Consider the following 20706-nt stretch of genomic DNA (forward strand, 5'->3'; position numbering starts at 1 on the left):
TTGCTTGGCGTTGGGTGTCGTTGATGAGCATGACCGAGCGTTTTCTACCGTTTTGCGCTAATGTTTGTGATGTTGCCAGATGGAGTTGTTCAAGTCTATCCAATCTAAAACTTTGACTGCTCTTGACCATGCCTTGAAAGTGCTTTTGAAATGCTTTCAATCTCTGTGACATTCTTTTCTCGTTCAGGTTATGTGCCGGGGTAGTGACACCGGTGGCCAACTGATGGCTGGGAAATGTTTTTCTCCAGAATATCTGGTTTTCAGTCGTTCTATATGGGTTAATAACATGGGCTAATCCATTTCATGGTGATCTGTATTTGTAGTTTTGGAGAGAATTTGTTGCTGGTTACCCTTGCCGATTGGAATGTCCCTATAGGTCCACAAGCGGTTAGCAAAAAAATTCCAAAACAAAATCACAGCAATGCTGATGGTCAGGGCTAAGTTTTGGCTGAGAACAAAATTTTCTATGGGTAGTTTCATCTCCACGCGTTCCAATAATTGCAAAATAAGGCTATTTAGCCAAGAGATCAGAGGTGTTCTGACCAGAATGCCTACAATATTAATCAAAAAGAATTTTGCAAGCTGTCTTTTTGCGTTTTGAGAGCGAGATTCGGGATAAGTCCAATACCGATTCCACAGAAAGTTGTTAACCACCCCGGCAGAAAAAGAAATCGCCTGCGCCCAAACCAAAGGCAAGTGAAAAACCAGGTTTGCCAGGTTCATAATACCAAAATCAACAATTGTGCCGGTAACCCCAACAAAGGAAAATTTTAGAAAACGGATCCGTTCCTGTTTGTTGCTGATAAACTGCATGGTGCCCTTATTTCTTGAAATGAGGGATGGTTAGCAAAAGACCTTCGCGCAAACTGGTTTTAGGTTCCCACCCAAGAATGCTCCTTGCCAATGTAATATCTGGTTGGCGTCTTTGAGGATCATTCGAATGTCTTTTCTCAGCTTGTTCAATGATTCCGGACGGGTTTCCAGTCAACTCATTAACCAGGTTTGCCAGTTCGCGTATGCTGATCTCGGCCGGGTTGCCGATGTTGACCGGTGCATGGTAATCACTCATCATCAATCGGTAAATGCCCTCGATTAAATCATCGACATAACAGAAACTCCTGGTTTGATAGCCATCTCCATAAATGGTTAATGGCTCTCCATGCATGGCTTGCAGCAAAAAATTGGGGATTACACGGCCATCATCGATGCGCATGCGAGGGCCATAGGTGTTAAAAATGCGCACAATGCGTGTATCGATATTGTGAAAGCGGTGGTAAGCCATCGTCAGAGCTTCGGCAAAACGTTTTGCTTCATCATACACGGAACGGGGGCCAAGCGGATCAACATTTCCTCGATAGGTCTCTTTTTGTGGATGCTCGAGAGGGTCACCATAGATTTCACTGGTTGATGCAAGCAAGAATTTAGACTTGAAAGCTCGAGCAACGCCAAGTGTATTGTGTGTGCCCAATGCGCCTGCTTTCAACGTTTGGATTGGCAGATTCGGGTAGCCTAATGGTGAGGCGGGATTTGGTGAAGCTGGCGAAGCAAAATGAACCACATAATCAATTGGGCTTGTTACCTGTATGAAATTCGAGACGTCATGAAAAATAAAGCTGAAATTCGGGTTCTCATTCAGGTGCACTATGTTTTCTCGATTGCCAGTGATGAAATTATCCATCCCGATCACCATATGACCTTCTGCAAGGAGCCGATCTGCAAAGTGCGATCCCAGGAAACCTGCTGCACCAGTAAGTAAAATACGCATTGTTGCTTCACTTTCTTTTATTTGATCGTCCATGAAAAGTTATGGCTTGTTCACCTGCCAATTCTACCCGCTTAGCAAAAACTCTGGTCGGTTTTTATCGAGTATAATCATTTTGCTGTTTTTAAGACACCAGTTAAAGGTACGTTTTGATCATGACAGAGAAACCAGATCAGGAAAACCTTTCAGCCCGAATTGAGGGTTTATTATTTGTTTCATCAGGACTTGTCAGCCTTAGTCAGTTAGCAAAGGTTTTGGGCGTTTCTGAGAATGTTGTTGCATCAACGCTAAATGACCTTGATGCCCACTATAAAAGTGCTGGACGTGGTTTGCGGTTAATGCGAGTTAAATCCAGGGTGCAGCTTACAACCGCGCCCGAGATCAGCGACACCATTGAGAAATTTTTAGACCTTGACACAACGACAACGTTATCACAAGCAGCACTGGAGACTTTAGCCATCATTGCTTATAAACAACCGATTACCCGACCTGAGGTTGATGTGATCCGCGGTGTAAACAGCGACGCGGTCTTACGCACCCTGTTATCAAAAGGGTTAATTGAGGAACTGGGCCGGGCGGATACACCTGGACGACCGATTTATTACGGAACAACGCCTGAATTTTTGCAATATTTTGGTCTCGAATCCCTGGATGAACTTCCATTCATTGATTTTGACGCGCTAGAAGAACTCCATGAGGAAAATGGAGACAGGGAGATATTAAAAACATAATGACTGCGGAACGAGTACAGAAAATTTTGTCGCAAGCGGGTTTTGGATCCAGGCGCGGCTGTGAAAAATTAATCGAAAAGGGGCGTGTTACTGTTAATGGGAAAATAATTCACCTGGGTGCAAAAGCAGATCCTGCCATTGACGAAATTCGAGTTGACGGCACGCCCATCGGTAAACCAGAGAAAAAAGTGTATATTGCAGTGCATAAGCCACGCAATATGCTCTCCTTGCATTCTCCAGGTGACGACCGCCCAACAATTTTTGATCTTGTGAAGGATGAGCGGCATCTGTTTCCAGTGGGTCGTTTAGATTTTGACAGTGAAGGCTTGGTATTGCTGACCAACGATGGGGAATTGGCAAATCAGCTATCCCATCCGCGTTATGAACATGACAAAGAATATGAAGTCCGGGTCACGCGAAAACCGGATGATGAACAATTGGAGATCTGGCGGCGCGGGGTGGTGCTTGAAGATGGTTATCGAACTTTGCCCGCTGTGGTCGAAGTAAAATCTGTTACGAAAAACGGAGCCTGGTTGACAATTATGCTGAGAGAAGGAAAAAATCGGCAAATTCGTCGAACCGGTCTGCGTATCGGCTTGCCTGTTCGACAGATACGCCGGGTTAGAATTGGCCCAATTCTATTAGGCAAACTCCAACCCGGACATTTTCGCTATTTACAACCTGGGGAAATCAACGCGTTAAAAGAATACCTTCGTCTGAAAAAATAAACCGTTTTTATTAAAATTCGCTAAGTGTCTCATTTATTTTTTCAATCAGTGTTTCTGAAATTTTAAGCTCTTCTTTCCGGTCATTTTTCCTGATAAAACGCCGTAGACTACTGATATCGACGATTGGAACCGGTGCGTTTTCCACATCTCCGATGACAGCCTTGGGGTTCATGGACACCAGGACGAAATTTGTCGGCGGAATCTGCTCTTCATTGACGTGTTTTTTTAGAAAATCAATAATTAGTTTTTCCTGATTAATAATTTCTAATTCGGGTTTTCCGATACTTTCCTGTCCAAAAATTTTCATAAAGGCAGACCCACCGCGCTGCCGCCATTTATTGTCGTAAGAAATTTCACCGGCTGCGATCGTCGGAATAGGAATCCACAGGCCACTGGGGCCAACAAGCAGCATAGGCACAGGGCCGTTATAGACATAAAATGTGTATTGATTATTGAGCTTGCTGAGATTGTCAGCGATGATTTCATCAAAGCGAGGACTGCGCCCAAAACGGGTGACATACGTGGTGCTGATTTGTGCGACGATAAAGCCAACAATGAGCGCGCCAAAGGACACCAGCGTCTTGGTGGGCGTAGGGTTCATGTTCAGGATCAGCCCACCAATAAGGATCGCAAAACCGCTGATTGAGAGAACATTGCCAATGGTTTTATTTCGTTTGATGAGTTTTTCATTGATTACTTTGTTCATAATTATTGATTAATCCTTATAAGATATTTGTGATCTCTGCACGTAAATGGCTCAAAAGCTGATTATCAACAGCATGCTTTGCCGACCTGATCGCGTTAGCCAGTGCCCGTGAATCTGAACGGCCATGACCAACAAAAACCAATGCATCAATACCCATTAATGGCGCTGCTCCAATTTCGGCAGGGTCCAGCATGGATTTAATGTTTTGGAAGGCAGGTTTGGCTAACAAAGCGCCGATTTTTGTCCTGAAGGAGCCCATTAGTTCTTCTCTGAGGACGTCGATGATCAATTTGGCTACCGCTTCTGTGGATTTTAATACAATATTGCCTGTAAAACCATCGGTAACCACAACATCGACCTGCCCATTAAACAGCTCTTTGCCTTCAACATTGCCGATAAAATTCAAGTTCGCATCTTTAAGCAGGTGATATGCCGCACGTATAAGCTCATTACCTTTATCTTCTTCCTCACCATTGGATAAAAGACCAATTTTTGGGTCCTTCAGACCCAGTAAAGATTGTGCGTAAACCTTTCCCAAGAATGCGAATTGCAACAGGAATTCAGGGCGACATTCAGCATTGGCGCCAATATCCAACATAACTGCATGCCCTGTCTTAACAGGGACGACTGCAGACAAACAGGGACGAATTACCCCTTTAATATTGCCAAAGCTTTTTATGGCATAATACATTGCCATGCCGGTATTACCAGCGGTTACAAATGCGTCTCCTTCACCTGCTTTTACCAATTCCATACCCACACGCATGCTGTTTTGCTTTTTTCGGCGGGCATCTTCAATTTTATCTTCCATGTCAAGCGCTTCGGGCGCGTGCACGATGCGCACGCGTGACTTATCGCCGGGGATAGCTGCCAGCTTTGCAGCCAATGTCGGTTCATCTCCTATCAGGATAATTTCTTCATGTAATGCATTTGATGCTGTAATTGCAGCCTTTACTTCTGGGTCAGGCCGATTGTCACTGCCCATCGCATCTAACACAATTGGCATCATTTACTCCTTTGAATGTTAGCGGTTCAACTTGACAACTGATTCAACAAGATTATAATTACTTTGCTGTTGCGCTGGTGCTGGAACTGGCAGACAGGCGTGGTTGAGGGCCACGTGCCGAAAGGCGTGAGGGTTCGATTCCCTCTCAGCGCATGCAAACACAAGCACCCTGATAAGTGCTTGTGTTCGTTTTTAATGTTCAAGGGAATGTTAGGTCAAGCCAGGTCTGTGGATTGACGGGTATCCCATTAATAATAATTTCAAAATGTAAATGAGGACCGGCCGATCGCCCTGTATTGCCAATTAATCCCAACAAATCGCCAGGCTGGACCGTATCGCCCACGCTTACATTAAATTCTGAAAGATGCCAATAGCCTGACACAATGCCCCAGCCGTGATCAATCAGGATGGCGTTGCCGCGGACGATGAGTTCTTCTGCCATGATCACCTTGCCAGTAGCTGGCGCGTAGATATTCAGGTTGGGCGCACACACTGCGAAATCCATCCCGGAATGATAGAAATTGAGTAAACCATCATTGTACGTCCGACGAAGTCCAAACAGGCTGTTCACACAAGGTTCGTCAATTGGATATTGAAACTGACCTTCCCAAAGACGATCAGGCGTTATGTTCAATAGTATTGGAGTGACATAAGCGTCCTCCTGCGCGATGACATCGTCATCCAAAGATTCTGCGGAGACATAAACCGTTTGATGACCATAAAACCCAGGTGAGACCAGAACCAGTTGTTCGAAATGTTCTGTTCTGCCAGCATTGTCTGTTGTGATGATCTCCATGGGGTATGCGCCTGGCTCTGCCAGGGCATGGATGCCACAAAAGCTAAAATACCGCAAGTCGCCATCAGAGAAAAAATGTAATGGTTGACCGTTAAACGTGCCTCTGGCAGTCAGCGGCTCTGAGGCAATGATTGAAATTTGCAGGGTTTCACCCTGGATCAATGGCAAGTTGTTAATCGATATGGATCGACTATGTTGTTGTTCAGTTTCATTACCTTCAATAGAATAACCTGTGAATAATCGTTCCCCAGGCAGCACATCCCAACTGCCCAGGAGATGATTATTCTCAACCAACGCCCAGGGAGAAACACCCACGTGAATGGCAGTTTCTAGTGTTGAACTCCCAGGTTGGAGCGTTTGGATTTCGATCCGTTGATTTTGCTCATCAGTCACCGGGAAAAGAAAAGCAGCGCCTGCAATAACCTCAGCAGGGCTGGTTAATCGATTTAATTTGACCATGTCGCTTAGCGGCAATTTGTTTTGGCGCAACAGGCTGGTCAACGATGTGCCGAAAGGGAAAATTTTCGAGGTCAGGACACCGGTAATTCCTTCTAAACCAGGAATCAGGATTTCTTGACCGATATCCAGTGCATTTGGGTTTGTAAGTGCATTGGCTTCAATGATTTCATCAGGTGTGACGCCAAAGCGAATGGCGATTTCGTTCAGAGTCTCACCAGATTGGATGATGTATGTGGGTCCCGTTTCCTGCTGCAGGGCTAATGCTGTACCCAAATTTGAAGGGATGATAATGATCGCGACTGAAAATAAAATCGTTATCAATCGTTTCATCCAAATATTGCGAGGGTGTGCATAGCCGGTCATTAATTCTTTAATCCTATCCAAACGTCCAAAAAAATTAAATCGGACGCGATTTTGACTTGATTATTCAACTTGTAAGTTTACCATAGCCATGAATAGAATGGAAACCTTCCCATGCCTGAAAGGCTTAGATAAAAACAACATTGTTTTCATTGCTGTCGATAAATGTGGATGGTATCTGAGCCAAAGGAATGAAGAGTATGGATAGTTTTAGTAGCTGGTATAATCAGAGACGCAAATCTATGAAATAAAGGTGATAATGTGAAAATTACGACATGGAATGTGAATGGTTTTCGAGCTGTACTGCGAAAAAATGCTTTTGAATGGATCCCTGACGTTGATCCTGATGTTTTATGTTTTCAGGAAATCAAAGCAACTTTAGATCAAATAAGTGCTGAAGAAGCAATAATTGAACCTTATGAGGGGATTTGGAATCCTGCTGAAAGGAAAGGCTACAGCGGAACAGCAACATATTATAAAAATAAGCCCCTCAGCCATGAGAAAGGGTTTGGTATCGAGCACTTTGACATTGAAGGTCGAGTGATCCGATTAAAATATCCCGATTTTTATCTTTATAATATTTATTTTCCAAATGGGGGCGAGGGAAACAAACGGGTACCTTATAAGCTGGAATTTTACGAAGCGTTTTTAGAGATTTGTGATGATTTGCATGCACAAGGCGAAAATATCATCATCACAGGCGACTTTAATACGGCACATCAAGAAATTGACCTTGCCAATCCAAAACAGAATGAAAAGAACACCGGATTTTTACCAGAAGAGCGGGTTTGGATTGACCGTTACCTTGAGCACGGTTTTAAGGATGCTTATCGCGAACTGTATCCCGAGGAAGAAAAATATACCTGGTGGACGTACCGGTTCAATTCCCGAGAACGCGATATCGGCTGGCGGTTGGATTATTATCTGGTCTCTGATGCGCTAATGGACCGTGTGGAAGACGTGGTCATACACAGCGACATTATGGGGTCTGACCACTGCCCGGTCAGCCTTATTCTGAAGGAATAAATCAAGAAGGCGTTGAGAGCGGTTGCTTTCAACGCCTCAATTACTTTAGTGGGTGTTATAAAATTTCAGGTGTCCAACAACACAAAACAAGATCACGCGCTGCTTTAACTTCGTCGGTACGGCGAATCGGCGCTGTATGAGGTGCTTTAGTAAGCAATTCTGGATTTTCGCGGGCTTCTTGAGCAATTGCCTTCATTGCTGCAGCAAAGGCATCAAGTGTTTGCTTCGATTCCGTCTCGGTGGGTTCAACCATCAGTGCTTCGTGGACAATCAGCGGAAAGTAGTTTGTAGGGGGATGGAAACCATAATCGATCAAACGCTTGCTGATATCCAGTGCGTGCACACTTGGAACATCCTTCCAGGTGCCCTCAACCACAAATTCATGCATACATATTCGGTCATAGGGCAGGAAATAATCTTTTTTCACTTTTTCCATCAGGTAGTTGGCATTTAATACGGCTTTTACTCCGATGTCTCTCAATCCATCGGGGCCATGCATGGCAATGTAAGTAAACGCTTTAACCAGAACGCCGAAATGACCAAAGAAGGCTTTCATCCTGCCGATTGATTTCTCTGGCATGTACAAGCCATAGAAAGGCGGATTTTCCTCATCGCCCTCATCGAGGATGGTAACGATTGGACCGGGCAAATATTCTGCCAAACTTTCTGATACGCCCACTGGGCCAGAACCTGGTCCACCGCCACCGTGCGGTGTTGAAAAGGTTTTGTGCAGGTTGAAGTGCATGATGTCAAAGCCAACATCACCTGGTCTCAGAATGCCCAGAAGTGCATTCAGATTTGCGCCATCACCATAAACCAGTCCACCCGCTGTGTGAACCATTTCGATGACTTCAACAACGTTTTCGTCAAACAAACCCAGGGTATTTGGATTGGTCAGCATTAAACCAGCCAGGGTTTCATCACAGTTCGATTTCAGGGCATCCAAATCGACATTTCCTCGTTCATCCGAGGGCAAAGGGACAACAACAAAACCGCTCATCGATGAGGTGGCAGGGTTGGTGCCGTGCGCTGAGTCGGGGATTAGGATTTTGACGCGTTGTGTTTCGTTATTGTCTTCGTGATATTTTTTAATGATCAGCGCACCGACCAGTTCGCCATGCGCACCTGCAGCAGGTGTCAGGCTAACTTTATGGAAACCACTGATCTCCTGGATCCATTCCTGGAGCTGGTACATCAGGTAGAGATTCCCCTGTACACTTGTGATGGGTTGCAAAGGATGAGTTTGGGAGAAACCTGGAAGGCGGGAGGCAACTTCATTGATCTTGGGATTGTATTTCATCGTACAAGATCCCAGAGGGTAGAATCCACCGTCCACCGAATGGTTCAGATGTGACAAATTTGTGAAGTGCCTGATGACATCTAACTCAGAAAGTTCGGGTAAATTGACAGCCTCTCTTTCAAAGCCCTTCGGAAGAGGTGAGCTGGGCACGTCGGACGCAGGAAAGGTGAAACCTTTACGTCCCGGTTGGGAAAGTTCATAAATCGTCTTTTCAGTCATGGGTCACCTCCGCTAAGGCAGCGACGAAATCGTCAATATCATCCTTAGACATCTTTTCTGTCACAGCAACCAGCATCTGGTTTTCCATTTCCGGGTAAGTCTGGCTTAGATCATAACCGCCGAGGATCCAATATTCTTCAAGACGATCATTAATTTCTTTAACGGACATTGGGATCTTAAGAACAAATTCGTGGAAAAAAGGTGCATCCGGAAAAGCCATTTCAAATCCTGGCAATCTCGACAGTTGCTCTGCTGCATAATGTGCTTTTTGATAACACAGGTTCGCAACTTGCTTAAAGCCAGATTTCCCCAGCACGGAAAGGTAGACTGCTGCAGCCAGTGCCATCAAGCCCTGGTTAGTGCAGATATTTGAAGTGGATTTCTCACGCCGAATATGCTGTTCTCGAGCTGTGAGGGTCAGTACATAGGCACGTTTGCCATCTTCATCAACAGTTTCACCGACCAACCGGCCAGCTAATTTTCGCACAAATTGCTCTTTGACGGTGAAGATGCCCAAGTACGGACCCCCAAAAGAAAGCGGAATACCCAGGGGTTGTCCATCTCCGACAGCGATGTCTGCATCGAACGCACCGGGCGGTTTGAGAATACCCAGGGCTGTTGGATTGAAGACAAAGGCCACCAGGGCGCCGAATTCATGTGCTTTTTCGACTACTTTCGTGTAGTCTATAATCCGTCCAAAGAAATCAGGATATTGGACGATGACGATGGCTGTCTCTTTGTCAATCATTCCCAAAAGCTTAGAGATTTGATCTTCGCCAGGGTTAAGTGGTTCATCGCCATGAACGATGACATTTTCAAGCCCGGTCATATAGGTGCGAATCGTTTCTCGGTATTCTGGGTTTACGGAACGGGCGACAAGCATTTTCTTACGCTTGCCACGGAAGTGATGGTAGGCAAGGTTTGCCGCTTCTGCTGTTGCTGTTGCGCCATCATAATGCGAAGCATTGCTGATATCCATGCCAGTAAGCTCAGTCATCAACGTTTGATATTCAAAGATGGCTTGTAATGTCCCCTGTGACACCTCGGGTTGATAGGGTGTATAAGCGGTGTAAAACTCTCCGCGACTCAGGATGGCATCTACAGCGGCTGGAATGTAATGGTTATAAGCGCCAGCGCCTAAAAAGGAAATGAATTCATCTGAGGTTGCATTGGCTGCAGCAATTTCATTTAATTCTGCTGCGATTTCCAATTCGGTGAGGCCTTGTGGCAAATTGAGGTCAGGAAAGCGATATTCTTGTGGAACTGAATCAAATAAGTCCTCAACAGATTTTAAACCAATGACCCTCAGCATCTCCTCAATTTCTTGGGGGGTGTGAGGTGTATACATTAGTCCTCACGATCTTCATTGTAAGCGTCGTATTCATCGGCTGACATCAAACCGTCCAGCTCTGAAGGATCATCTAATTTGATTTTGATTAACCATGCAGCTCCATAAGGATCGCTGTTCAATCGTTCAGGCTCGTCGCTCAGCTCTTCGTTGATGGCAATTACCATGCCGGAGGCGGGAGCATTAACTTCAGCAGCCGCTTTTACGGATTCAACTGTGGCAATTTCGCTACCTTTCGTAACGGCATCGCCTTCTTCAACCACAAATTCAACGTAGACAATATCCGACAATTGATCCTGGGCGTAATCGCTGATACCAATTATTGCTTCGTCACCATCTACTTTGATCCATTCATCAGTTTTAGCGTACTTTAATTCTTGAGGTGTATTCATGTTCACTCCTTTTCAAAATGATTTTGTTTTTCCCAGTGAGGTTCCCTGTCTTTTTGTGGGTTTTCAAGAACCCAGCATTGATCCAGGGTCGTCTGTTTAATGGGTCTTTTTACCTGAGAGTTTCGGTTGACAAACCTTGCCCCTTCGGTGCCGCCGTCACGCACACGGTCTCTCTCCATTAACATCTAACGATTTCATATAATTGTATTCGAGCAAATAGTAAGAGCTCGGTCAAAATGTGTCAAGAACACAGACCACATATGATTCTTCTCTAATTATAATATGAAATCCCTCTAATTGTTAAATCGTAAAATCATGTCTTTGAGCAAATTTCCCAGCCTCTTCGATATATTCCAGTGATTGATGCCTGAAATAAGTGTTGTACAGTTCAGCATAGTGATTGCCTTGTTTCATCAGAGCCTCATGGTTTCCTTCTTCAATGATTTCACCCATACGCATCACAAGTATTCTGTCGGCTGAACGCACCGTAGACAGGCGGTGGGCAATTAATATGCTGGTTGTGTTTGAAAGGATCAAGTCTAAGGCTGTCTGTATCTGTTGTTCGGTGAAAGGGTCGATGCTGGCAGTCGCTTCATCCAGGATAAATATGGAGGGTTTTTGAATTAAAACTCGCATCAATGCCACTAATTGGCGTTGGCCCATAGATAGTTGTGCACCCCGTTCTCCGACCTGGGTGTCAAGGCCGTTTGGTAAGGTTTCCAACCATTCTCCACCGCCTATTTTGCTTCCGATATCCAAAATCTTTTCGCGAAGGCAATTCGGACAGCTATAGCGGATATTGTCTTCAACGGTGCCTGAAAACAAAAACGGTACCTGCGAGACAATTCCCATTTGCTTTCTTAAAGCGAGCAGGTCATATTTCCGAATATCGATACCATCGATTAATAATTCTCCGTCCTGGAATTCGTAAAACCTTGCAATCAACCGCCCGATGGATGTCTTTCCAGCACCGGTATGACCGACCAGCGCCAGGGTTTCTCCGGGTTTGATATCCAATGAAAAGTCAGTTAAAATCGGTTCATCAGGCGTATACCGAAAATGAAGGCTTCTCATTTCAATATGACCTTCAATACGTTCTGGGACAACGTGATCAATCTGCTTAACAGAATGTTCAGCGTCAATTAAAGCGAAGATTCTTTCTGCGGCAGACAAACCGGTTTGAACATTCGTCCAGAAGGATGCCACACTGAAAACAGGGAAAAGGAATTGCTCTAGGGTGGATAAAAATAAGTACCATGCGCCTGCGGAAATATAACCACCAAGAACCGATATTGCGCCAAAATAAACCATCAATGCTGTTGCCACGCTACCAACGATGCGCAAAAGCGGAAAAACAATCGAAAGGACAAATCCACGTTTTACATTGACCTCGAATGATGTTTGGTTTGCCTCATTAAATTCATCATAGATGGCTTCTTCCTGGCGAAAGTTCTTGGCGATGGCGATGCCACTAATTGATTCTTTAATTGCCGAGTTGACATTTGCCATTGCTCGCATTCCTTCGCGAGTGATTTTGCGGGCTATATGGCGGTAACGGATAACCAAAACCAGCGATATTGGGACTAACAAAAGAACGGCAAGGGATAATCGCCACTCCGTTCGAAAGAGGATCACCAACAACGAAATTGATGTGATAAGTTGCGTGATCACATCTGTCGATATTGTCACCAGCTGGCCAAATTCCCTGGTGTCAAAAGTGATTCTTGATACGATCTTCCCTGAATCATAACTGTCGTGAAAGGAGAGGTCCTGTTGTACCGAAGCCTTAAATGCATCGCTGGAGAGCTGGCGAATCAGTTCAGCAATCGTTCGGGCAGAATATCGGCGTCGCAAAAAATTTGTAAGCCAGCTCAAGATTCCCAATATGAGGACGATGCCGGACAGGATCAAAATAAACCGGTTGGTAATTTCTGATTGTGTAACCTGGTCAAGACCACGCGCGACAATCACGGGCGAAATTGCTTCAATGATGGCCCTCACAATGATTGAAACGACAATAATTAATAAATAACGGATTTGCCCTTTAAAGTATTGCGCGATACGCTCCAGCAATTTTTTATCTGAATATTGTCGATCATATTTTTCTGCTGCTAAACCGGAATAAAAGCCCATATTTACTCACTAAAAATTCTTTGATACGATTTGGATGTTTGCATCAATGTCGTGTGGCTGCCCATGGATACCACCTGACCCTTTCGCAGAACGACGATCAGATCCGCCCACCTGATTTGAGACAAACGATGCGTGATGATGAGTGTTGTGCGTCCCTGGGCCACGCGAAAGATGGCTTTCTGGATGCGGTCTTCAGTGTCTGAATCGATTGCGCTGGTTGAGTCATCCAAAATCAAGATCTTGGGGGAGGTCAGGAATGCTCTGGCTAATGCTAAACGTTGCCTTTGTCCACCCGAGAGGGTTGCTCCCCGTTCGCCAATGATGGTTTCGTAACCGTTGTCAAAACTCATGATGAATTCATGTGCCTGAGCCTCTTTGGCTGCCTGAATTATTTCTTCCCGTGAAGCCTCAGGTTTGCCGAAAGCGATGTTATCTGCAATTGACTTCGAAAATAGAAACACGTCTTGTTCAATGATGGAAATCTGGTTTCGTAAAGCTTCAAGATACCAATCACGAACATCAACACCGTCAATTTTGACTGCCCCGGCTTGAACATCAAATGTGCGATTGATCAGCTTGACCAGTGAAGTCTTTCCTGAACCGGTCTGCCCAACAATGGCAACAGTTTGTCCGGGTTTTATTTCAAGGGAAATGTCTTTTAAGCTCAATTCGTCTTCGACATACCCAAAAGAGACGTTATCAAACGAAATTGCGCCTTGAATAGGCTGAGAATAGCCATCAATATTCTGGTCCAGGTTGTTTTCAGTATTTATTAATTCAAGGATCCTGCGCGCACCAGCAAATCCCAGAGAGATTTGGGAATAGGCAAATAAGGAGACATTTGTCGGAAATCCCAATAAGGAAAGGACACCAAAATACCCAATTACATCGCCAATCGTGATCAAATTTTGCTGCATGAGGTAAAGCGCGTGCGCTAAACCCACGGCCGTTGTGATTCCCAGCAAAAGCAGCGGAAGAAACCGGCTTTCAACATCCCCTTGCTTGATGGATGCATCTCGATATTCAAATGCATTATTACCAAACAAATCAATTTCCGCGTCTTCTTGAGCGGATGCTTTCACAATCTCAACTCCATCGATGGCTTCTGAGAGGCGGCTATTTAATGCGCCAAAAGATTCTCGAACATCACGAGTAATCGGGTTGAGGATGCTCAGATAATGCCACAACGCAATAATGTATAAAACGATAAAGGCTATCGGCACGATTATCAACGATGGGTGGTACGTGGGGGCAATAAATAATGGTAGGACAAGAAAATTGATGGATCCAATGACCAGGTTGAACCCGGGGCTGAACATATAGTTGACCTCACGAACATCATTCGTTGCACGTGCCATCAGATCGCCAACGGATTGCAGGTTGTGAAAGGTCATGCTTTTCCCAAGCAAGTTGACGAACAACTCCTGTCGGACATAACGCTCGATGTTTTGGGCGATGACCTCAAAGCTGAAGTTTCGCAAGAAATGCAAAAACCCACGTAAAATTTGAGAAATCGCAATAATAAGCGCGTAACTACCAATCGTTTGAATTGAAGGCACCGGTTGTGTAATTTCATAAAAAGCTTTGCCGATGTAAATTGGTACAACGCTTGCAAGCGCAGCATTACTCGCAGCCCCAATGATCGCTAACAGGAGCCAATGCCATTGTCTGATGGCGTGGGATAAGATCCAAACGTCAGGTTTATTGTGCCTGGTTTTATACTTGGTAGTAAAACTAAATTCTGCAACGTTTTCGATTGTTTTTTCAGACATTCAATTGTTCTTTCATTTCCAACCCAATGCGGTTCCGTTCCAGATCGATTGATATTATTTTAACTTCGATGACATCGCCAACTGTGAGGTTTGTTCCCTGTTGAATTTTTGAACGATGCAGCAAACCGTCGATATTCACGCCCAGATCAACAAAGGCGCCAAAGTCAACGATATTTCGGATTGTACCCGTTAATTGCATTCCCTGGGAAAGATCATTTATTGAAAGAATATCATTTCGCAAAATTGGTTTAGGAATGTCTTCTCGAGGATCTCTACCAGGGCGACCAAGTTCATCTAAAATATCCAGAAGGGTCGGTAAGCCAGTATTCAACACGGCTGCTAGTTGTTCCAGGTCTTCAGTCTCCTTAAATTTCTGGATTGTATTTTGCCAGTTTTCCTGATCGTAAAAGCACGCGCGTTTGATCTTTCGAAGCACTTTTTCAGCCACAACATAGCTCTCTGGATGAATGGCGGTAGCATCCAGCGGGTTCTCTCCATCCCGTATGCGCAAAAAGCCCGCAGATTGCTCAAAGGATTTTGGACCCATTCCGGGTACTACATGCAATGCTGAACGGTCCTGAAATGGACCATGCTCATCCCGATAGCTGATGATCCTTTCAGCCAGCGCCGGTCCGATGCCTGCTACATAGCTCAGCAAAGCCACTGAAGCTGTGTTGACCTCAACGCCGACAGCGTTGACCACTGATTCGACAACCTGGTCGAGTGCTTGTGAAAGGCGGGTTTGATTAACATCGTGTTGATATAGGCCAACGCCGATCGATTTTGGGTCAATTTTTACCAATTCTGCAAGTGGATCCTGCACCCTGCGAGCAATTGAAACCGCTCCTCGCAGATTGACATCCAGATCAGGAAATTCCATCCGAGCCTGTTTACTGGCGCTATAAACGCTGGCACCAGCCTCGCTTGTAATCAAGTAATGCAAGCCAGGGTATCCTTTGATTAATTCTGCGATAAAGGTCTCGGTCTCACGGGAAGCTGTACCGTTTCCAATCACAATTAATGTTACTCGATAGGTATCAATAAGATTGATGAGCAACTTACTGGCTTCAGGCGCCCGGTTTTGTGGAGGATGTGGGTAAATGGTGGTTGTCGTGAGCAGTTTACCGGTTGGATCTACGACCGCCACTTTTGATCCGGTTCTAAAACCAGGGTCTATACCCAGGACGACATGATCAGCCAGGGGAGGTTGCATTAACAAACCATGCAGATTTTTCGCAAAGATTCGAATTGCGTGCTCTTCTGCAAATTCAGTCAATGAGCGCCTAATATCCCGTTCAATGGTAGGTAATAATAAACGTTGTGCTCCATCGGAGATTGCGAAGTTGAGTGCATCATAAAAAACTGATCTGATGTTTGACGGATAAACTGATTTAATGGCTGGCAGCCAATCTCGTTCATGGATTGTGACTGAAACCTTGAGGATTTTTTCACGCTCTCCTCGGTTCAATGCTAAGGTTTGATGGGGTTGGATAAACTTTGCTCTTTGATTGAATTGGTAATAAAGAGCATAGGTCTTGCGCTTATCGTCAGTCTCCTCCACCCGTTCACTGGAAATGGTTCCAAAGATCAAGCCTTTCGCTCGCACACCCTGGCGAATTGTGGCATTGTCGCTGATCCTTTCAGCGATGATATCACACGCGCCTGAAATTGCTGACTGATGGTCGGGGACATCGTTATTAATATAAGGCTCCACGAAATCCTGGATTGATTTATCCATGACCGGTTGTGCAATAATTAAATCTGCCAGGGATTCTAAGCCCTTCTCTCTGGCGACCATGGCTCGAGTACGCTTTTTGGGGCGGTAGGGCAGGTATAAGTCTTCTAATTCGGTAAGATTTGTTGTGGCAAAGATTTGCTTAAGTAGTGAATCCGTTAGCTTTCCTTGAGAGTTGATGGATTTGATAATTGTCTGACGGCGTTCTTCCAGATTATTTAAGCGTGAAAATTCTGATTGAATCCTTCGAATCGACTCTTCATCAAGTCCGCCAGTCATTTCTTTGCGGTAACGGGCAACAAAGGGAATCGTATTGTTTTCTTGCAGCAAAGACACGGTATTTTCAATATTTTCGACTGGCAAACCTAGAATTTTTACCAGTTGATGAATGATGTCCATTGATGATCCTGTCTGCACTGCGAAAATAATTCGTTGATGAAACTCTCTGAGGGGAGAATTGTAACACTATTTAATAGGGATAAATGTCACAAGATCGTGTTTTTTGAATTCTCTATATTGAATTTTAAATAAGGTACAGTTATACTATTGATAGTATTAATCATATTAATCTGATAAGTAAGGTGGAAACTATGAGCCCTCAATCCATCGCCGATCAACTTTCCCCATTTTTAGAGTACCTCGCCAACCATCATAATTCTGGAACTGAATTTTTACCCAGTTTAAGTGAGATCAACAAAGAAACCGGAAGAAGTGTTTCAATTCTGCGAGAAGAACTGGAAGTTGCCAAAGCACTGGGGTTAGCCGAAGTTAAACCCCGAGTTGGTATTAAATGTTTGCCTTATTCCTTTACACCTGCTGTAACAAAAAGCCTGGCTTATGCTGTCTCCATAAACAAAGACACATTCCGCCAATTTTCTGACTTGCGCAATCACATTGAAACTTCATACTGGTACCAAGCGGTCAGCAGCCTTACAGCCGATGATATCGAAACCTTGAAAAACATTGTGCAGAGGGCACAGAAGAAATTACAATCAGCCCCAATTCAAATTCCGCATCCGGAACATTGCCTTTTGCATTTAACCATTTATTCAAGGTTGGACAATATTTTTGTCCAGGGGATTTTAGAAGCCTACTGGTATATCTATGAGGCTATTGGGCTAAATGTATATGAAGATCAGAAATATTTAGAACGAGTTTGGGTTTTTCACCAGCAAATGGTCGATTCCATCGCTGAGGGAGATTTCTTGTCGGGCTATCAAGCTTTGATCGCCCACATGGATTTGTTGTTTCAACGCGAACAAAAAAATGTCAATGTCCTTTTCGAATAATTTCTAAGAAGGTGCATAAATGATCGAAGAAAATCAGCTTGAAAAAAACAAGCAAGTTACTAGTGAGCGTATTATCAATGATTTTTGTTTGACGGTTTGTACGGTAAATGGGTCGGGAAGCGCCACAGCAAATAGCACATTGGTTCGATCCTTCTTTCGGATGGGCATTCCCGTATCTGGAAAAAATATCTTTCCTTCGAATATCAAAGGCTTGCCGACCTGGTTTTCGATACGGGTCTCAAAGGATGGCTACCTGGGTCGGGTTGCGCATGACGATATCATCATCCAAATGAATCCGACCACCTTCATGGAGGATGTTCGGTATAACTTGCCAGGAGGCGTGGTATTTTATGGCGATCATATCAAATTTCCTTCCAAACAGTCCGATCTCGTTTTTTACCCCATGCCCGTTAAAGATCTGATCAAGCAAGCCAAAGTTCCCAGAAACCTGCAAGATTATATGGAAAATATGGTTTATGTGGGCATCGTTGCTGAAGTTTTGGGAATCAATTTGGAGGTTGTCAAAGGTGCGTTGCTATCACAATTTCACAATAACACATCAGTCGCTGAATCTAACTTTGAAATTGTACTACTGGCTGGTGAGTGGGCGAAACACAATTTAGAAAAGCGCGATCGTTATTATGTTGAGCCCATGCAACCACTTGACGATTACATCATGACAAATGGTAACCTGGCCGGCGCTTTAGGAGCGATTTATGGCGGCTTTCAATTTTGCGGCTGGTATCCCATCACGCCTGCATCGAGCATGGTTGAAGCATTGATGGCAAATGCGCCCCGCCTCAGGCAAGATCCTGAAACGAAAAAGAATAATTTTGCCATTGTCCAGGCGGAGGACGAGCTTGCAGCCATCGGCATGGTCGTTGGCGCTGGGTGGGCAGGGGTTCGAGCAATGACTTCGACATCCGGTCCGGGCGTTAGTTTAATGACTGAATATATCAGCCTGGCCTATTTTTCTGAAGTTCCGCTGGTTTTGTGGGATGTTCAGCGTGTTGGACCCAGCACTGGTTTGCCAACAAGAACCGCTCAGTGTGATCTGACATTAAATTATTTCCTGGGTCATGGAGATACTCAACAAATTGTAATCATCCCATCTTCTGTGACAGAGTGTTTTGAATTCGGTTGGAAGGCTTTCGATATTGCGGAAAAATATCAAACCCCCGTGATCGTTCTCAGCGACCTGGATCTGGGCATGAACCTGTGGATGACCAAACGGTTTGAATACCCGGATCAACCCATCGATCGCGGGAAAATATTCTGGGAAGAAGATCTTGAGGCTTTTAAAGGTGAGTGGGGGCGTTATTTAGATATTGATGGTGATGGCATCCCCTACAGAACGGTGATGGGGAATGCTCATGAAAAAGCGGCATATTTTGCACGCGGGACTGGCCATGATGATTTTGGACATTACAACGAAGACCCTGAGGTTTGGCGTTCCTTGCTAGATCGACTTAAGAAGAAAATTGAGCTATCCAGAGCCTTTTTACCCCAACCCGTTTTCCGCAATATACCAGATGCAGAAATCGGGCTAATTGCCATGGGGTCAACGGAGCCAGCGGTGATAGAGGCACAGGATATGTTAGCAAAAGCAGGAATTCCAGCAGACTTTATGCGCATTCGTGCGCTTCCGTTTTCTGAGCAAGTTAGAAAGTTCATTCAATCACATCAAAGAAATTACGTTTTTGAGTTAAACCGGGACGGCCAGTTGCATCAACTGCTTGTAATGGAAAATTGTGACCTCGGCAGAAAGATGATCTCGAGCGCTTATATTGATGGGCTGCCGATGACTGCCAAATGGATTGTGAACGCTGTTTGTGGGAAGGAGCAACAAGAAAATGTCTGATAATGTTGAAGAAACCAATTTGCTTGGGTTATCCCGCAAAGATTACCTGGGATCACGATCCACATTATGCCCAGGATGTGGACACAATACGATCTCTGCTCAGATTATCAGGGCTTGCTTTGAGATGAGTATCCCACCACAGCGGATCGTGAAGTTCAGCGGCATTGGTTGTTCTAGCAAGAGCCCAACCTACTTCTTAGACAAATCCTTTGGTTTTAATGGATTGCACGGTCGCATGCCTTCTATGGCGCAAGGTGCAGCCTTTGCTGATGCTACGATGAATGTTATTGGGGTTTCAGGCGATGGTGATACAGCCAGTATTGGGCTGGGGCAATTTAAACACCTGATCAGACGGAATTTGCCAATGGTTTACATCGTCGAGAACAATGGCGTTTATGGGCTGACGAAGGGTCAGTTTTCTGCGACTGCGGAAAAAGGTTTGGGTCTAAAGAATCAGGGAGTGAATCCTTTTTTACCCATCGATATCGCAAAAGAAGCGTTAATTGCTAATGCGAGTTTCGTTGCGCGTTCTTTCGCAGGTGACCCCGCACAGGTGCGTGAGCTGCTTAAAGCCGCCCTCAGCCATCGTGGAACTGCAGTGTTAGACATCATCAGTCCCTGTGTAACCTTTAACAACCAGGATGACACATTGCATTCCTATCAATGGGTGCGTCAGCATCAGGCCCCTTTGCATGATATAACCTATATTCCCGAGCGAGATAGCATCATATTGGATGAATTTAAGGAGGGGGATGTCAAGGAAGTTGTTATGCATGACGGCTCAGTTTTAGTATTAAAGAAACTTGAGAAAGATTATGACCCAACAGATAAATGGCAGGCTTTAAAAATCCTTGAAGATGAAGAAAAAAATAGCTGGTTTTTAACAGGTTTAATATATATAAACCCACACAAACCGACTTTGTTTGATTATGCAAATCTTGTCGATCAACCGTTAAACCGAATTAACAGTGAAGATTTACGACCATCACCCGAGACTTTGGATATGATCAACCAGAGTATGTACTGAGGCACAAAGTTGCTGCTCAGATTTAAACACGACATCGGAGCTGATCAGCTCCGATG

At 44.7% G+C, this 20706-nt stretch carries 17 protein-coding genes, 1 tRNA gene and 1 riboswitch; of the genes, 7 read left to right on the forward strand and 11 right to left on the reverse strand.

The window, feature by feature from the left end:
* Positions 1-291: 291 nt before the first annotated feature.
* Together CFX1CAM_RS06170 and CFX1CAM_RS06175 are read right to left on the reverse strand one after the other, a co-directional pair.
* Positions 292-813: a GtrA family protein gene (locus CFX1CAM_RS06170; RefSeq protein WP_087862184.1), complete on the reverse strand. Its 522-nt coding sequence runs from the start codon at positions 811-813 to the stop codon at positions 292-294.
* Positions 814-820: 7 nt separating this feature from the next.
* Positions 821-1765 (reverse strand): UDP-glucuronic acid decarboxylase family protein, encoded by a 945-nt coding sequence (locus tag CFX1CAM_RS06175; protein WP_087863237.1) that lies wholly within the window; start codon positions 1763-1765, stop codon positions 821-823.
* 152 nt (positions 1766-1917) lie between these two features.
* Between CFX1CAM_RS06175 and scpB the strand changes: the two genes are divergently transcribed.
* Both scpB and CFX1CAM_RS06185 read left to right on the forward strand, forming a co-directional pair.
* Positions 1918-2493, forward strand: a complete 576-nt coding sequence (scpB, locus tag CFX1CAM_RS06180) for an SMC-Scp complex subunit ScpB (protein WP_087862185.1) — start codon at positions 1918-1920, stop codon at positions 2491-2493.
* A complete protein-coding gene (locus tag CFX1CAM_RS06185) occupies positions 2493-3221 on the forward strand; it encodes a pseudouridine synthase (protein WP_087862186.1) in 729 nt (242 codons plus the stop codon). The genes scpB and CFX1CAM_RS06185 overlap by 1 nt, the downstream gene beginning before the upstream one ends.
* Positions 3222-3231: 10 nt before the next feature.
* Here CFX1CAM_RS06185 and CFX1CAM_RS06190 read toward each other — a convergent pair whose 3' ends face one another.
* Complete coding sequence (locus tag CFX1CAM_RS06190; RefSeq protein ID WP_087862187.1) at positions 3232-3927, reverse strand: hypothetical protein; 696 nt, start codon at positions 3925-3927, stop codon at positions 3232-3234.
* A gap of 16 nt (positions 3928-3943) precedes the next feature.
* Positions 3944-4933 carry a phosphate acyltransferase PlsX gene (gene plsX, locus CFX1CAM_RS06195; protein ID WP_157891759.1) on the reverse strand — a complete coding sequence of 330 codons (990 nt, stop codon included), beginning with the start codon at positions 4931-4933 and terminating at the stop codon, positions 3944-3946.
* Between the two features lie 71 nt (positions 4934-5004).
* On the opposite strand from plsX, the gene CFX1CAM_RS06200 reads away from it, so the two are divergent.
* Positions 5005-5086: transfer RNA gene (locus CFX1CAM_RS06200), tRNA-Leu, on the forward strand.
* A gap of 46 nt (positions 5087-5132) precedes the next feature.
* Here CFX1CAM_RS06200 and CFX1CAM_RS06205 read toward each other — a convergent pair.
* Positions 5133-6551 carry a peptidoglycan DD-metalloendopeptidase family protein gene (locus CFX1CAM_RS06205; RefSeq protein ID WP_087862189.1) on the reverse strand — a complete coding sequence of 473 codons (1419 nt, stop codon included), beginning with the start codon at positions 6549-6551 and terminating at the stop codon, positions 5133-5135.
* Between the two features lie 258 nt (positions 6552-6809).
* Here CFX1CAM_RS06205 and CFX1CAM_RS06210 point away from each other — a divergent pair, with 258 nt between their 5' ends.
* Positions 6810-7574 carry an exodeoxyribonuclease III gene (locus CFX1CAM_RS06210; RefSeq protein WP_087862190.1) on the forward strand — a complete coding sequence of 255 codons (765 nt, stop codon included), beginning with the start codon at positions 6810-6812 and terminating at the stop codon, positions 7572-7574.
* Between the two features lie 55 nt (positions 7575-7629).
* On the opposite strand, the gene gcvPB is transcribed toward CFX1CAM_RS06210, so the two are convergent.
* The 6 genes from gcvPB to CFX1CAM_RS06240 all read right to left on the reverse strand — a co-directional run bounded on the left by gcvPB (position 7630) and on the right by CFX1CAM_RS06240 (position 16872).
* Positions 7630-9093: an aminomethyl-transferring glycine dehydrogenase subunit GcvPB gene (gene gcvPB, locus CFX1CAM_RS06215; RefSeq protein WP_087862191.1), complete on the reverse strand. Its 1464-nt coding sequence runs from the start codon at positions 9091-9093 to the stop codon at positions 7630-7632.
* Complete coding sequence (gene gcvPA / locus CFX1CAM_RS06220) at positions 9086-10441, reverse strand: aminomethyl-transferring glycine dehydrogenase subunit GcvPA (RefSeq protein ID WP_087862192.1); 1356 nt, start codon at positions 10439-10441, stop codon at positions 9086-9088. Before gcvPA ends, gcvPB begins: the two co-directional genes overlap by 8 nt.
* Positions 10441-10833, reverse strand: coding sequence for a glycine cleavage system protein GcvH (gene gcvH, locus CFX1CAM_RS06225; RefSeq protein ID WP_087862193.1), 393 nt, complete (start codon positions 10831-10833; stop codon positions 10441-10443). The genes gcvPA and gcvH overlap by 1 nt, the downstream gene beginning before the upstream one ends.
* A gap of 91 nt (positions 10834-10924) precedes the next feature.
* Positions 10925-11020: riboswitch (glycine riboswitch) on the reverse strand.
* Positions 11021-11133: 113 nt separating this feature from the next.
* Positions 11134-12966, reverse strand: coding sequence for an ABC transporter ATP-binding protein (locus CFX1CAM_RS06230; RefSeq protein WP_087862194.1), 1833 nt, complete (start codon positions 12964-12966; stop codon positions 11134-11136).
* A 2-nt stretch (positions 12967-12968) separates the two neighbouring features.
* Positions 12969-14738 carry an ABC transporter ATP-binding protein gene (locus CFX1CAM_RS06235; protein WP_087862195.1) on the reverse strand — a complete coding sequence of 590 codons (1770 nt, stop codon included), beginning with the start codon at positions 14736-14738 and terminating at the stop codon, positions 12969-12971.
* Positions 14731-16872, reverse strand: a complete 2142-nt coding sequence (locus tag CFX1CAM_RS06240) for a Tex family protein (protein WP_087862196.1) — start codon at positions 16870-16872, stop codon at positions 14731-14733. The genes CFX1CAM_RS06235 and CFX1CAM_RS06240 overlap by 8 nt, the downstream gene beginning before the upstream one ends.
* 191 nt (positions 16873-17063) lie before the next feature.
* On the opposite strand from CFX1CAM_RS06240, the gene CFX1CAM_RS06245 reads away from it, so the two are divergent.
* Genes CFX1CAM_RS06245 through CFX1CAM_RS06255 form a run of 3 tightly spaced genes read left to right on the forward strand, consistent with a single transcriptional unit; the run spans position 17064 to position 20650 of the window.
* Positions 17064-17762: a FadR/GntR family transcriptional regulator gene (locus CFX1CAM_RS06245; protein WP_087862197.1), complete on the forward strand. Its 699-nt coding sequence runs from the start codon at positions 17064-17066 to the stop codon at positions 17760-17762.
* A 19-nt stretch (positions 17763-17781) separates the two neighbouring features.
* Entirely contained in the window at positions 17782-19623 is a 1842-nt protein-coding gene (locus CFX1CAM_RS06250; RefSeq protein WP_087862198.1) for a 2-oxoacid:acceptor oxidoreductase subunit alpha, read from the forward strand.
* A complete protein-coding gene (locus tag CFX1CAM_RS06255; RefSeq protein WP_087862199.1) occupies positions 19616-20650 on the forward strand; it encodes a 2-oxoacid:ferredoxin oxidoreductase subunit beta in 1035 nt (344 codons plus the stop codon). The genes CFX1CAM_RS06250 and CFX1CAM_RS06255 overlap by 8 nt, the downstream gene beginning before the upstream one ends.
* Positions 20651-20706 lie beyond the last annotated feature (56 nt).

It is taken from the genome of Brevefilum fermentans (assembly GCF_900184705.1).
GTDB classification, from domain to species: Bacteria; Chloroflexota; Anaerolineae; order Anaerolineales; family Anaerolineaceae; genus Brevifilum; species Brevifilum fermentans.